Origin of the sequence: Evansella halocellulosilytica (assembly GCF_002335745.1) — a bacterium.
Taxonomy (GTDB): Bacteria; Bacillota; Bacilli; order Bacillales; family Salisediminibacteriaceae; genus Bacillus_CA; species Bacillus_CA halocellulosilytica.
Window position 1 is genome coordinate 1,699,081 of record NZ_NIST01000001.1, and the last position, 15,615, is coordinate 1,714,695.

Genomic DNA, 15,615 nt, shown 5'->3' on the forward strand with positions numbered 1-15,615 from the left:
GATCTTGACATGAAGCGAATCCCATCTATAACTGCAGCAATACTCGTCATTCTTCTCATCATGTCTGGCTGTCAATCTGAAGAGGAAGCAACAAATAATGAGGAAGATGAAACGGGTATTGAAGAAGATGAAAACGATGAAAAAGTAATAGAACAAGACGTTGAAGAAGAAGCTGAGCCAGTATATGATCAGACGTATCCATTAACTGGAATAGGTACAAATGAAGATGTTGATTATCGAGCGTTTGGTGTCATGATTGAAAACTCACAGTCAGCACGACCTCATTCGGGCTTATACCAAGCAGATGTCGTTTACGAAGTTCTGGCAGAAGGCTCAATTACGAGACTGCTTGCAATTTTTCACAGTCAGCAGCCTGAACGTATTGGTAACGTACGGAGTGCCCGGGATTACTATATTTACTTAAATAATGGTTTGAATGCGATTTATGCATCTGCAGGGGGAAGTCCTGGAGCATTTGATTTAATTGAACAAAGAGCTGTTGATTTTATTAGTGGACTTGTCTACGATGGAACGTATTTCACACGTTCTTCACATAGAAACGCTCCGCACAATATGTACACAACATTTGCTAATTTAGTAGAAGCCGCCGAGCAAATTGGTTATGACACAAGTCTCAAACCGCCTGAGCTCCCATTTACGGAAGAGCTTGAGTTAACAGAGGGAGCCGATGTAACAGAATTTGAAATCGATTACGGTAGCTCATCGAATAATGTTCAATATAGCTATGACCGAGAAAACAAAGTATATGTTCGCTCTGTTGGCGGACAATTAGTCAATGATAGTGAAACGAATGATCCGGTAGCACCAAAAAATGTATTTATTGTTGAAACAGAACATCGAGTCATCGACGATCAAGGAAGACGTCATGTTGATATTGAATCAGGCGGAAATGCTTATTTAATTCAAGAGGGTGTACTGCAAGAAGTGGAGTGGCGCAATGTGGACGGTGTGCTGCTGCCTTATAAAGACGGTGACAGGTTGTCCTTATTACCTGGACAAACCTTTATAAATCTCGTTCCTACAAATAATGGAGGAATTGAGAGTCGAGTATCAATTCCAGCAGATGCTAATGCAGGCTCATAAAACATTAAGTAATGAAGTTTAGAAGGGATGGATTCCGTAATGCAAATTGATAAACTGCGCGGACAAGAGCTCGATCAACTCTTTGAAGCGATTCTAAGTTTAAAAGACAAAGAAGAATGTTATCAATTTTTTGATGACCTTTGCACGATGAATGAAATACAATCTCTTGCCCAACGTTTAGAAGTTGCTCGCATGCTGATGGACGGGTACACGTACCAACGTATCGAAAAAGATACCGGTGCAAGTACCGCAACGATTTCCAGAGTCAAGCGCTGCATTAACTACGGAAACGATGGCTATCAAATGACACTCGACAGAGTGCACAATGATAAAAAATAAATCAATCCGGACCGCACTAACGAACGTGCGGTTTTTTTCTATGTTTTATCTGTAGTCATTACCGGTTGTTTCCAGGTTTCTTCCCAGGTTCCTTCTAGTTTCCTTCCAGGTTATTTCCAGGTGCCTGGCACATGGAAATTAATGGTATATGCTTCCGTAGTAAGTGTTTTGCAAGTTGGGATTTGCTCCTTGGTTAATTAGAATCATTCTAGTTAGCGGATAAAGTGCTGATTTTCGCGGATAAACTGAATTTTTTACAGGATAAAACTTAATTTTTCACGGATAAACAAGGATTTTTACAGGATAAACTCCAATTTTCGCGGATAACAGGAAATGCTCACCAAGGTTCCTATGGCAAATCAGTGATGACCGGTACATTTCCTTCATTTTAAAGCTGGACTCACAGATTATTCAATTATTTACATGAAAGTGGTTCACATTTTCCGATTTTTTAATTATTATGAGAAAGAACAATCCTCGTAAACTATCATTCCTTCAAAAAACTAAATAAAGGAAGTGGACGCTTTGTTTATTAAACCCCGAACGTACCCTCTTGAAATTCGCAGACTCGAGGGGGTTCGCGCCAGGCTACAGACAAATCATATTCTATATAATGAAATTGATGCAGACTTATCAAGAAGAAGAGCAGGTTTTAAAGGAGAATTAGCCTCAGATTATTACTTAGATCCTCTAAAGAAATCGAAGGAACACCTCATTTTATGCGACCTCAAACTACCTATTCATGAACATACCTTTCAAATTGACACACTCATTTTAACTAGATCATATATTCTCATTTTTGAAGTGAAAAACATTACTGGAGAGTTAACCTTTGATCATACGTATCAACAACTTGTTCAAACTACTGATGGACTGAAAAAAATATACCCTTGTCCAATCGATCAAGTCGAAAATATTGAAAGGAAGATTGTGAAATTCTTTCGTTCAATGAAAGTAGAGCATTCATTTCCAGTAAAAGGGTTCATCGTATTAGCCAATAAACGAGCACAAGTGATGAATGATAAAACGGACAAAAAAGTGGTTGACCGAGTTATCCGGTCAAAAAGCATCGAACATAAAATTGAGCTATTAGATCAAACTTGTTCAAAAACATTAGTGTCTATGAAAGAACTCAAAAAGTTAGCAAATATGATTAAAAGGTCTCACGATCCTTGGTTCAATGATTTTGGACAACAATATCACGACATTCATGATGACATTCTCTGCGGTGTTCGTTGTAGTGAATGTGGACATTTGCCGATGACTAGAGTCCATGGATGCTGGCAGTGTTTCAGTTGTCAGCGCAAATCAAAAAAAGCTCATCGAGAAGCTTTAGTCGATTATGGTCTTTTCAAATCTAACAAAATAACGGTAAAAGCATTTGCCGAGTTTGCTCTCATAGACTCGCATGATGTAGCTTATAGATTATTAAATGAGTTGAAATTACCATCATATGGGCCAAAAAAATATAGAGTTTATGACTTAACTTCATTTATCATTAAACATGTCGGTAACGAATGTCAATTAGAATCATTCTAGATAGCGGATAAAGTACTGATTTTCGCGGATAAACTGAATTTTTTACAGGATAAAACTTAATTTTTCACGGATAAACAAGGATTTTTACAGGATAAACCCCAATTTTCGCGGATAAGTCATCATACAAGGTCTTCAACTTTGTTATAGCCCCTCTAAAAACCATTCATATTACTTTTTTATAAAAAACTGATTTAAAAAGCCAATATTCAGTTAAAATTCAATATATATTTTCACAAATTTGTTTAGTCTGAACGAAACTTTGTAGAGAAGCAACCCAAGAGATATAAACAACTACCATTTGAGAATACCCCCGTTTGAGAATGACCTCTTCACAATAATCGATCACCACTTGAGAATACCCCCTTCCACATAATAAACAGTTCATCATGAAAAAAAGCGGGCTTTCCTTAATTTAGAAACTTTTCCCTCACTAATGAGTCCTAACGTGATTTTTGATATACTTATCAGAGTGAAACGAGAATGTTGGAGGAACTGAAAATATGCTTGAATATCAAGACTGGAAACATGCATTTAAGTTAGATCAAAATAAAGAAATTTCAGATGAAGCACTTGAGCAGATTTGTGAGTCTGGCACAGATGCGGTAATCGTTGGCGGTAGCGACGGTGTAACAGAAGATAATACATTACACTTGCTGATGAGAATTCGTAGATATTCGGTAGCATGCGCGCTTGAGGTGTCAAACTTGCACTCGATCGTACCAGGCTTCGATTACTACCTGATCCCATCTGTTTTAAATACACGAGAAGTGACATGGCTGAACGGCTTGCACCATCGAGCACTAAAAGAGTTTGGAGAAATCATGAATTGGGATGAAGTCCTCACAGAAGGATATTGTGTGATGAACCCCGAATCGAAAGTGGCACAGCTGACAAATGCGAAAACAGACCTCGATACTGAAGATGTCATTGCATATGCGCGAATGACCGATCAGTTATTTAAAATGCCTGTATTTTATTTAGAGTACAGCGGTACATATGGCGACCCAGATCTTGTCGAACAAGTTGCGGCTGTTCTAGAGAAAGCCCATCTGTTTTACGGAGGCGGAATAGACAGCGTGGAAAAAGCAAGTGAAATGGCAAAGCACGCACATACCATTATTGTTGGCGATGCCATTTACGACGATTTCAAAACAGCGTTGAACACTGTAAATGCGGTGCAGAAGTAAGTATACAATTGATGGCGAATACGATAAAATATAGGTAGAGAACATATGTTTGGATGGTGGTAAAATGGAACGAATGAAAGAACAGTTAGTACAAGGGTTAAACCCAGAACAAGCAGAGGCAGTGAAGCACGGTGACGGACCACTCTTAATTATGGCTGGTGCAGGAAGTGGGAAAACACGAGTATTGACGCATCGAATGGCTTATTTAATCGCAGAAAAAGGAGTTCCCCACTGGTCAATATTAGCGATTACATTTACGAATAAAGCAGCGCGTGAAATGAAAGAACGAGTAGCAAAAATCGCTGGCGGACAAGCAGATGAAATGTGGATCTCGACGTTCCACTCGATGTGTGTCCGTATTCTTCGCCGTGACATCGATAGAATCGGGATCAACCGTAATTTCACGATATTAGATGGATCAGACCAGCAGACAGTCATTAAACGTCTCATGAAAGAGCTAAACATTGACGTGAAAAAATTTGAGCCGAGGTCAATCCTAGGCTCGATCAGTTCTGCAAAAAACGAGCTGAAAACGCCGAAAGATCTTGAAAAAACAGCATCTGGACCATATGAACAAACGGTGCTGAAAGTGTATGAGGCTTATTCGAAAGAGTTAAAGAAAAATCAGGCACTCGATTTTGATGACTTGATTATGACAACGATTAAACTTTTTAATCAAGTTCCAGAAGTATTGGAATACTATCAAAGAAGATTCCGGTATATTATGGTAGACGAGTATCAAGATACGAACCATGCACAATACATGCTCGTAAAAATGATGGCTGACCGTCACGAAAATATATGTGTTGTTGGGGATTCAGACCAGTCGATTTATCGTTGGCGCGGAGCAGATATTAAGAACATTTTATCCTTTGAAAAGGATTATCCTGATGCAACAGTGATTATGCTTGAACAAAACTACCGTTCAACGAAACGAATTTTAAAAGCAGCAAATGAAGTTATTGAAAACAATATGAACCGTAAACCGAAAAAGCTTTGGACAGACAATGACGATGGTGAGAAAATTGCTTATTATGAAGCAGATAGTGAACATGATGAAGCTCAATTTGTCATTGGGAAAATTAAAGAGTTAACAGAAATGAATCAAGTATCACCGTCAGATATTGCTATATTGTATCGGACGAATGCCCAATCGCGTGTTATTGAGGAAATGTTTGTGAAATCGAATTTGCCGTATACGATTGTTGGGGGAACGAAATTCTATGATCGAAAAGAAATTAAGGATGTCCTAGCCTATTTACGTTTAGTTGCGAATCCGGATGATGATATTAGTTTCCGGAGAATTATTAACGTTCCACGCCGCGGAATTGGGAATACGACCGTCGATAAAATTAGTGATTACGCAGGAGCGAATGACTTATCCCTTTATCAAGCGATACAAGAAGTAGACCAAATCGGCTTAAGTGCCCGTTTCCATAAGACACTAAGGGAATTTGCCGACCAGCTTAGAAACTGGGTTCAGATGCAAGATTATTTATCAGTAACGGAGCTTGTTGAAGAGCTTCTTGAGAAAACGGGTTATCGTGACATGCTGAAAAACGATAAAAGTTTAGAGGCTGAAGCACGGTTAGAAAACATTAATGAGTTTTTATCCGTAACGAAAGAGTTTGAAAAAAACAATGATGACAAGTCGCTCATCGCATTTTTAACAGATTTAGCGTTAGTTGCAGATATCGATAAAGTAGACGATGAGGACGTGACAGAGCAAGAAAAAGTGCTGCTCATGACTTTGCACTCTGCAAAAGGACTTGAATTCCCGTATGTCTTCCTAATTGGTCTTGAAGAAGGGGTCTTCCCTCATAGCAGAGCGTTAATGGAAGAAGTAGAAATGGAAGAAGAACGACGCCTCGCTTATGTTGGGATTACACGTGCTGAACAGCAGTTATACTTAACGAGAGCAAGAATGCGCACATTATACGGAAGAACGAATATGAATCCTTCCTCTCGCTTTTTAGGAGAAATTCCTGAAGATTTGTTAGATTCACTAAAAGAGACGAAAAGTGAACCGACACCGCCTTGGATGAAAACGTCACGCTCCAGCAGTTCAGGGTTTGGCTCCGCACCACAAGGGGGACGACCTGCACCACAAAAACCGGGAGCGGCACGCACGACTCAACGTACAATGACGACAACGACTGGTGGCGATTCATTTGCTTGGGCAGTCGGCGACAAAGCTTCCCATAAAAAGTGGGGAGTAGGCACTGTTGTCAGCATGAAAGGAGAGGGTGAAAATGTTGAATTAGACATTGCCTTTCCTCAAGTTGGCGTGAAGCGATTATTTGCGAAATTTGCACCAATTACGAAAGTGTAAGGTGGGAAGAAGATGAACGAGCAAGATGTGAAAAAAGAAATAGACCGCTTAACAGATCAATTAAATGATTATGCACACCATTATTATGTTTTAGATAAACCGAAAGTGTCCGATGCAGAGTACGACCAGCTGCTAAGTGAGCTCGTCACACTCGAAGAAAAGCACCCGAATTTGAAGAGAGATGATTCCCCGAGTGAACGTGTCGGTGGTGAACCGCTTGACCATTTTAAAAAAGTACAGCATGCGATCCCGATGTTGAGCTTATCGAATGCGTTTAATGAACAAGATTTACGTGATTTTCACCGTCGTGCTGAGCAAGGATTAGGTCATGCACCGACCTATAGCTGTGAGCTCAAGATTGACGGACTTGCGGTTACATTGAAATATGAAAACGGCCGTTTCATTCAAGGGGCTACAAGAGGGGACGGCACGATCGGAGAAGATATTACGAGCAATTTGAAGACGATTGCGTCGATTCCGTTACGGTTAAAAGAAGATGTAACGATTGAGGTTCGTGGTGAAGCATTTATGCCGAAACGTTCTTTTGAGCGTCTAAACGAAGCGAAAGAAAAAAATGGTGAACAGCTTTTTGCGAATCCAAGGAACGCTGCCGCAGGGTCACTTCGTCAACTCGATCCGAAAATAGCTGCAAAACGGAACTTAGATATTTTTATTTATTCGATTGGCCAAATTGAAGGGAAAGAGATCGAGTCTCACCATGAAGCACTCGATTATGTTGCATCACTCGGTTTTAAAACGAACGATCAGCATCAGCATTGTGAAACGATTGATGAAGTCGTTGAATATTGTGAAGGCTGGCTTGATAAGCGGGCAGACCTTCCTTATGAAATAGACGGGATCGTCATTAAAGTCGACTCGTTGCGTGATCAAGAGCAACTTGGTTTTACAGCGAAAAGTCCGCGCTGGGCAACTGCCTTTAAGTTCCCAGCTGAAGAGGTCGTCACAAGCCTTTTAGATATTGAGTTAAGTGTCGGAAGAACCGGAGTCGTCACTCCTACAGCGATATTGGAGCCAGTTTCTGTTGCGGGTACGACCGTAAAACGTGCGTCACTTCATAATGAAGACTTAATTCGTGAAAAAGACTTGAAGCTCGGTGACAAAGTGACGATAAAAAAGGCCGGTGACATTATTCCGGAAGTTGTCAATGTGTTAACCGAGCAAAGAAAAGGTGATGAGAGAGACTTTTCTATGCCGACACAATGTCCTGAATGTGGCAGTGAGTTAGTTCGAATTGAAGGAGAAGTTGCACTCCGGTGCGTCAACCCGAAGTGTCCGGCACAAATCCGTGAAGGCTTAATTCATTTTGTATCTAGAAACGCAATGAATATTGATGGGTTAGGTGAACGAGTCATTACTCAGCTATTCGTTCATGAACTTGTAGAAGATGTTGCCGATCTTTATAAATTGAAACGGGATGAACTGCTACAGTTAGAGCGTATGGGAGAAAAATCAGTCGACAATTTACTGAATGCTATTGAAGCGAGTAAGGAAAATTCATTAGAAAAGCTGTTATTTGGACTCGGTATACGATTTGTCGGAGCGAAAGCGGCTAAAACGCTCGCACAGCATTTTGAAACGATTGACGAGTTAAAAGTGGCTAACCGTGAACAATTAGAGGCGATCGACGAAATTGGCGAAAAAATGGCCGATGCGATTGTAACGTATTTTGAAAAGCCTCAAGTTGCTGAATTGATCGGTGAGTTGAAAGGACTAGGTGTTAATACTACTTATAAAGGGCCAAAGCCTGGCGCTCCTGAAGAGAATGATTCTTATTTCTCTGGTAAAACAGTCGTACTAACTGGTACGATGGAGGAGATGTCCAGAGGAGAGGCGAAAGCTGAAATTGAAGCATTGGGCGGTAAAGTAACTGGCAGTGTCAGTGCGAAAACGGATCTCCTCATTGCAGGAGAAAAAGCCGGATCCAAATTAAAGAAAGCTGAAGAGCTTGAAATTGAAATTTGGGATGAAGGTCGTTTACTGAGTGAGTTAAAGAAATAATCGGTTACGTTTCAAGTGAAATAAAGATCGAATTAAAAGGACGGAAAATAGACATTAAGTAGAAGCCTAGAGCGTAGGCAGACGGCGAGGAGTGTGAACTGCGGATGAAGAAAAAAATCAGCTTGTTAATCGTAGCAGTATTGCTGATTTTATCCGGTTGTATTCCTGCATTGGAGCGGGGAGAGGAAGACGTTATAGTCGTCGAACAAACAGACGAGGAAGAAGAACAGCAATATGTGATTACACCGACCATTGAATCCCATGAACAATTTTATCGTAATCTCTTGAGTGACGGTACGTATAACCGAAGCGATGCAAGAGGTAATGTTGCAGCTGCGATGAATAATCGTATCGACATTAATCAATTTGAATTAGGGTTGTTAGAAATTGCAACTGGACAATATAGCAATGAGGAATATTACTTTCAAGAAGGACAGTTTTTAACTGGAAATACGATCAATCACTGGCTGCGAAGGTATGATCCTGATGAGGACGATCAAGTAGACGGGTTAAATCCAGCACTCGGTGATGAAGGTGATATGGAGGACCGAATGGGAAACCATCCTCTTATTCTTTCACATATTATGGAGCATAACTACTTTTATGGAAGTGAGGAAGATGGAGTAAACTTAGGCGGTGTCGTCCTAGGAATTTCATTACGCTCTATCTATTATTTTCGCACAGAAGACGATGATGGCGGATACCACTTCCACGAAAGAGCGCTTGAAGACACTGATTACGACGCTGAAGCATATGGGAAAGAAGCCGCTCAGAAAATGATTGAACGGTTACGGTCGATGGAAGGACTAGAAAATGTACCGATTACGATTGCTCTTTATCAAGAAGAGCGAAGAGGTTCAATTGTACCTGGCTCGTTTATCTCCATGACTCAAGTTGGTGAAGGTGAAACGACGATTGACGGTTGGGAAGCGATTGACGAACAGTTTTTCTTTTTCCCGTCAAGAGCAGCAAATGATGCAATTCCGAATCAGGCAAATGCCTTTTCACAATTTAAAACAGATGTTGAAGAGTTTTTTGATCAAAGCATAGGAGTTGTCGGTAAAGGGCGTTATAAAAATGAAACGTTAGAAGAAATGACAATAGAGTTAAACCTGCAGTCACCTGGAAAGTCTGAAGTGATAGCTCTTACACAATTTGTAAGTGGCAGGCTCGCGAATACATTCTCTGAGCAAGTACCGATTTACGTTCATATGGAATCGGTCAATGGACAGGAAAGTTTGATCGTGCAATATCCTGAGCAGGAGCCGTATGTTCATGTTTATAAGTAAATGAATAACCGTAAAGAGTGCCATGAAGCTAACGACTTCTGAGGCGCTCTTTTTCGTTTTACTAAAGGATCGAGGGGGCGAACGTCTTTCTTTAGCTATTTACTTCCGTCTACTGAAAAAACACTATGTAATGTTAGATGTATTTCCTTCTATTAGTTTCACTCTCTAAAATACATAGAGACGATATTACTCTTTAGATTTTAATCATGAAAAAGGTCCTGATCGAATAGTTTAGAATAGTAAAAAAGCTAGGAATGTGAAGGGGAATTTATATGCTCAGACAGTGCAATCGACATTTTTTTATAATAAAAAAGTCATTTAATGGATAATTTATACTAGAATGACGAATTTATTTTCATTTTTTTTAATGAATATATATGTCTATATAATAAAGAAAACGCTTTATTTAATGACAGTGTTGCATAAAAATACATATGTAAGCGAATAAAATAATATTTGCAATGTTCTGATTATCTATGTGTGTTATAGTACTCATTATGACTGTCATTCTGAATTGTGAATGAAGATAGAAAATTCTTGAAATTGTATAGAGGTGTATATGCTGTTTATGTAGAATATAGTAGAAAATCGACGCGATTTTAAGTTAAAAGCATTTATATGAAGTTAATCATTGTATTTATTAATTGAGGAGGTGAGAGGGTGGAACATTCACTTACAGCAGCTACTTGGTTTTGGTTATTTGTCCCGATGCCATTATTAGTCATACTATCAATTATTACTTATTTTACTGAGAGGAGATCATAACTTTGGAAACTTCAACATTAGTTACGTTTATTGTTTATTTAGTTGGTATGTTAGCAATTGGCCTTGTTGCATACAAAATGACACATAATTTATCTGATTACGTACTAGGGGGCAGAAGACTCGGAGGAAGTGTTGCGGCCTTGAGTGCTGGTGCTTCTGATATGAGTAGTTGGTTATTACTCGGTTTACCAGGAGCAATGTACGCCTTCGGTATGACAGAAATTTGGATTGCCGTCGGTCTAGCGATGGGTGCGTATTTAAACTGGCAGTTTGTTGCAAAACGATTACGTATTTATACGGAAATTGCTGGTGATTCGATTACTTTGCCAGATTACTTTGAGAACAGATTTAAGGACAATTCAAAAATTTTACGCATGGTGTCTGCACTCGTTATTTTAATTTTCTTTGCCTTTTATACATCCTCGGGGCTAGTCGGTGGTGCGATTTTATTTGAAAGTTCATTTGGCTTAGAATACACGACAGCACTTTGGATTGGAGCTATCGTTATCATTTCTTATACTTTCCTAGGTGGATTCTTAGCTGTATCATGGACAGACTTTGCACAAGGTATCCTCATGTTCTTAGCTTTAATTATCGTACCAATTCGTGCGATTCAAGAGATGGGTGGCTGGAATGAGACAGTAAACCGCGTAGGAGACATTGATCCGGTTTATCTTGATGTATTTACTGGTACGACTGCATTAGGAATTATTTCATTGCTCGCTTGGGGATTAGGTTACTTCGGCCAGCCTCATATCCTTGCTCGTTTTATGGCAGTTAAATCGAAAGATGAGATTCCGAAAGCTCGTTTAGTTGGTATGTCATGGATGGTCTTTGCGTTGTTCGGTGCGATCTTTACTGGTTTTGTAGGGATTGCGTACTTTGCAGACGCTCCATTAGATAACTCAGAAACTGTATTTATTCAGTTTACGCAAGTACTTTTTGACCCTTGGGTTGCAGGATTCTTGCTTGCAGCTATTTTGGCAGCAATCATGAGTACGATCGACTCACAATTACTCGTATCATCAAGTGCTTTAACCGAGGACTTTTATAAAGCGATTTTCCGTAAAAATGCATCTCAGCAGGAGTTAGTTTGGGTCGGACGTATTGGCGTTGTAGTTATTGCCTTATTTGCAATCCTACTAGCATATAATCCTGAATCAACTGTATTAGATCTTGTCGGTTATGCATGGGCAGGATTTGGTGCTGCATTCGGTCCGGTTGTAATCTTGTCATTATTCTGGAAGAAGATGACTCGTATCGGGGCATTAGCAGGTATGATTGTCGGAGGTGCTACGGTAATCCTTTGGGATTTACTCGCTCCAATTGATTTATACGAAATTGTCCCTGGGTTTATCCTTGCGACAATCGCAATCATTGTCTTCAGTTTAATCGGTAACGGCCCAGGTCAAGAAATTGAAGAAGAATTTGAACGAGTAAGAGAAAATGTATAATTAAAAGAAATTGCATAATAATGACCAAAAACTCTCAGGTGCCTGGCACTTGGGTTTTTTTGGTATTTTTGTATTATAGGTGTGTGAGGTTGGCTTACTTTTCGAACCTGTGACTTTGGTCAATTAGTTGAACATAGAAACAGAACTTTATCCATAAATATCCATGTGCCAGGCACATGGATATTTATGGATACATGAGGTGGCTTATAGTGGGAGAGATTGCTTGTCCTGTTGTTCTTTGGTATTATCATACTATTGTAATGCAAGAATCAGGACGGATTTTCGATGATGGAGGTGTTTAGATTAATGGAAAGAATCACAAAGAAACAAGTAAAGCATGTTGCACATTTAGCACGCCTTGAATTTACAGAAGAAGAGATAGAAAAATTTGCATACCAGCTTGACCAAATTATTGATTTTGCGGAACAGTTAAATGAAATTGATACGACAAATGTTAAACCAACCTCTCACGTATTAGATGTGAAAAATGTTTTACGAGAAGATGAAGTAAAGCCTTCACTTTCTAGAGAAGATGCCTTAAAGAACACGCCTGTCCAGCAAGATGGACAAGTGAAAGTTCCAGCTGTTTTTGAATAAAGGAGGGGACACTATGTCATTGTTTGACCATCGAATTGCTGACCTACAAGAGCAATTACATAAAAAAGAAATTACAGTTTCGGACCTCGTTGATGAAGCTTATCGACGAATAAAACAAGTTGATTCTGAAATCGGAGCCTTTTTGCACTTGTCAGAAGAGCAAGCGAAGCAACAAGCAGCAACATTACAAGAAAAAATAAATAAAGATGAACAACTCGGAGCTCTTTTCGGAATTCCTGTTGGTATTAAAGATAATATTGTGACAAAAGGCATCCGTACGACATGCGCGAGCCAGCTTTTGAAAAACTTTGAGCCGATGCATGATGCTACTGTTGTGAAAAAGCTTAACGACGCACAAGCGATCTCGGTTGGTAAAATTAATATGGATGAATTTGCGATGGGGTCTTCAAATGAAAACTCAAGCTTTAACGTTGTAAAAAATCCATGGGATACTGCACGTGTTCCAGGAGGATCGAGCGGTGGTTCGGCTGCAGCTGTTGCAGCGGGAGAAGTCCCATTTGCTTTAGGCTCAGATACTGGTGGTTCGATTCGAGAACCTGCAGCCTTTTGTGGTGTCGTTGGATTAAAACCTACATACGGGCGCGTTTCCCGGTTTGGTTTAGTCGCATTTGCATCCTCACTCGATCAAATCGGCCCAATTACTCGAACTGTTGAAGATAATGCGTTCATTTTAAATAGTTTAGCAGGACATGACTCTCTTGATTCGACGAGCGCTAAAAATGAAGTTTCTAATTATTCAAATGCTTTAACAGGCGATATTAAGAATCTTAAAATTGCTGTACCGAAAGAATATTTAGGTGAAGGTGTCAGTGAAGAAGTTCGCAAGCAAGTTCAACAATCTTTGAAAACGCTCGAAGACATGGGAGCAAAATGGGAAGAGGTATCACTACCTCATTCGAAATATGCGATTGCAACTTACTATATTATCGCTTCCTCTGAAGCATCTGCAAACTTAGCACGTTTTGACGGTATTCGCTACGGTGAAAGAATCGAAGAAGGAGATCTCGTTGAAACGTATAAAAAGTCTCGAAGTGAAGGATTTGGTGATGAAGTCAAACGCCGGATCATGCTCGGAACGTTTGCGTTAAGCTCCGGATACTACGATGCATACTACAAAAAAGCACAGCAAGTTCGGACATTAATTAAACAAGACTTCGAAGATATCTTTTTAAAATATGATGTGATCGTAGGACCAACAGCTCCAACGACAGCATTTAAGCTCGGTGAACAAATAGACGACCCATTAACGATGTATGCAAATGATATTTTAACCGTACCGGTAAACTTAGCTGGAGTCCCAGCAATCAGCGTTCCTTGCGGATTGGCAGACGGACTGCCAGTCGGGTTGCAAATAATCGGAAAACATTTTGACGAAGAAACAGTTTATCGTGTTGCACATGCTTTTGAACAAGCAACAAACCACCATAAGCTGAAACCGGAATTGTAATGGGGGGACACATGATGAGCTACGAAACGATAATAGGACTTGAAGTCCACGTGGAATTAAAGACAGAATCAAAAATCTTTTGCGGATGTTCAACAGAATTTGGTGCACCGCCAAATACTCATACGTGCCCTATTTGTTTAGGCCACCCTGGTGTACTTCCGGTTTTAAACAAAAAGGCAGTTGAGTTTGCGATGAAAGCTGCAATGGCACTGAATTGTGAAATTGGAGAAATGACGAAGTTTGATCGCAAAAATTATTTTTACCCGGACAATCCAAAAGCATATCAAATTTCTCAATATGATAAACCGATTGGCGAAAATGGTTGGATTGAAATCGATGTCGAAGGTGACAAAAAGAAAATCGGCATTACTCGTCTGCATTTAGAAGAGGATGCAGGAAAACTGACACATCTTGAAGGTGAAAGACAATCTTTGGTGGACTTTAACCGTGTCGGTACACCGCTAGTTGAAATCGTTTCAGAACCAGATATTCGAACACCTGAAGAAGCTTATGCATATTTAGAAAAATTAAAGGCGATTATGCAGTATACTGAAGTGTCTGATTGTAAAATGGAAGAAGGTTCGCTTCGCTGTGATGCGAATATTTCGATCCGTCCTGTCGGTCAGAAAGAATTTGGTACGAAAACAGAGCTGAAAAACTTGAACTCTTTTGCTAATGTTCAAAAAGGAGTTGCATATGAAGAGCTTCGACAAGAAGAAGAGCTAAAATCAGGAGGAGAAATTCTTCAAGAAACACGCCGTTGGGACGAAAACAACAAACAAACGATCCTTATGCGAGTAAAAGAAGGATCTGATGATTATCGCTATTTTCCTGATCCGGATTTAGTCGACTTTTATATTGACGAAGCGTGGAAAGAGAAAGTTCGTTCACAAATTCCAGAGCTTCCAGATGCGAGACAAAAACGTTACGTTAAAGAATACGACTTGCCAGCGTATGATGCTCAAGTTTTAACTCAGCAAAAAGCAATGAGTGATTATTTTGAGCAAGGATTAGCAGCAGGAGCCCCAGCTAAACCGTTATCAAACTGGCTCATGGGTGAAGTGAACGGTTATTTAAATGCAAATGATAAAGAGATTACTGAAATCCCGATGACTCCGCAAGCACTAGGGAAGATGATTGCGTTAATTGAAAAAGGAACAATCTCATCTAAGATTGCTAAAAAAGTTTTCAAAGAATTAATTGAAAACGGCGGTGATCCTGAACAAATTGTGAAAGACAAAGGTCTCGTCCAAATTAGTGATGAAGGCGAAATCAGAACAATGGTGAATGATGTGTTAGACGGGAATGAACAATCGATTACTGACTATAAAAACGGAAAAGACAAAGCGATCGGTTTCCTTGTCGGACAAGTAATGAAGGCGTCAAGAGGAAAGGCGAACCCACAAATCGTGAACAAGCTTCTAGTAGAGGAAATTAACAAACGATAACTCTGCCAAAAAGGTTGGAACTACATGTTCCAGCCTTTTTTCTCATCCGCACATTTAGTGAATTGAAGAATTGA

Annotated in this window: 11 protein-coding genes; all 11 read left to right on the forward strand. The window is 39.8% G+C overall.

The genetic code is table 11. The annotated features are described in order from the left end of the window. The first annotated feature begins 9 nt into the window (after positions 1-9). The 11 genes from CD001_RS08115 (at position 10) to gatB (ending at position 15,541) form a co-directional block, all read left to right on the forward strand. A complete protein-coding gene (locus CD001_RS08115; RefSeq protein WP_179298656.1) occupies positions 10-1,104 on the forward strand; it encodes a DUF3048 domain-containing protein in 1,095 nt (364 codons plus the stop codon). 39 nt (positions 1,105-1,143) lie between these two features. Next, positions 1,144-1,443 carry a YerC/YecD family TrpR-related protein gene (locus CD001_RS08120; RefSeq protein WP_096187016.1) on the forward strand — a complete coding sequence of 100 codons (300 nt, stop codon included), beginning with the start codon at positions 1,144-1,146 and terminating at the stop codon, positions 1,441-1,443. A gap of 525 nt (positions 1,444-1,968) precedes the next feature. After that, positions 1,969-2,982, forward strand: a complete 1,014-nt coding sequence (locus CD001_RS08125) for a nuclease-related domain-containing protein (protein ID WP_179298657.1) — start codon at positions 1,969-1,971, stop codon at positions 2,980-2,982. A 500-nt stretch (positions 2,983-3,482) separates the two neighbouring features. Continuing rightward, on the forward strand, positions 3,483-4,169 hold the full coding sequence (locus CD001_RS08130; RefSeq protein WP_096187018.1) for a heptaprenylglyceryl phosphate synthase: 687 nt from the start codon (positions 3,483-3,485) through the stop codon (positions 4,167-4,169). Between the two features lie 64 nt (positions 4,170-4,233). Further along, positions 4,234-6,501, forward strand: coding sequence for a DNA helicase PcrA (gene pcrA, locus CD001_RS08135; protein ID WP_096187019.1), 2,268 nt, complete (start codon positions 4,234-4,236; stop codon positions 6,499-6,501). A gap of 12 nt (positions 6,502-6,513) precedes the next feature. Further along, on the forward strand, positions 6,514-8,520 hold the full coding sequence (gene ligA, locus CD001_RS08140) for an NAD-dependent DNA ligase LigA (RefSeq protein ID WP_096187020.1): 2,007 nt from the start codon (positions 6,514-6,516) through the stop codon (positions 8,518-8,520). A 104-nt stretch (positions 8,521-8,624) separates the two neighbouring features. Beyond that, positions 8,625-9,809, forward strand: coding sequence for a CamS family sex pheromone protein (locus CD001_RS08145; RefSeq protein WP_096187021.1), 1,185 nt, complete (start codon positions 8,625-8,627; stop codon positions 9,807-9,809). Between the two features lie 767 nt (positions 9,810-10,576). Next, positions 10,577-12,028: a sodium/proline symporter PutP gene (putP, locus tag CD001_RS08150; protein WP_096187022.1), complete on the forward strand. Its 1,452-nt coding sequence runs from the start codon at positions 10,577-10,579 to the stop codon at positions 12,026-12,028. A gap of 306 nt (positions 12,029-12,334) precedes the next feature. Next, entirely contained in the window at positions 12,335-12,625 is a 291-nt protein-coding gene (gene gatC, locus CD001_RS08155) for an Asp-tRNA(Asn)/Glu-tRNA(Gln) amidotransferase subunit GatC (RefSeq protein ID WP_096187023.1), read from the forward strand. Positions 12,626-12,638: 13 nt separating this feature from the next. Then, positions 12,639-14,093 carry an Asp-tRNA(Asn)/Glu-tRNA(Gln) amidotransferase subunit GatA gene (gene gatA / locus CD001_RS08160; RefSeq protein WP_096187024.1) on the forward strand — a complete coding sequence of 485 codons (1,455 nt, stop codon included), beginning with the start codon at positions 12,639-12,641 and terminating at the stop codon, positions 14,091-14,093. Between the two features lie 14 nt (positions 14,094-14,107). Then, positions 14,108-15,541, forward strand: a complete 1,434-nt coding sequence (gene gatB / locus CD001_RS08165) for an Asp-tRNA(Asn)/Glu-tRNA(Gln) amidotransferase subunit GatB (RefSeq protein WP_096187025.1) — start codon at positions 14,108-14,110, stop codon at positions 15,539-15,541. Positions 15,542-15,615: the final 74 nt, after the last annotated feature.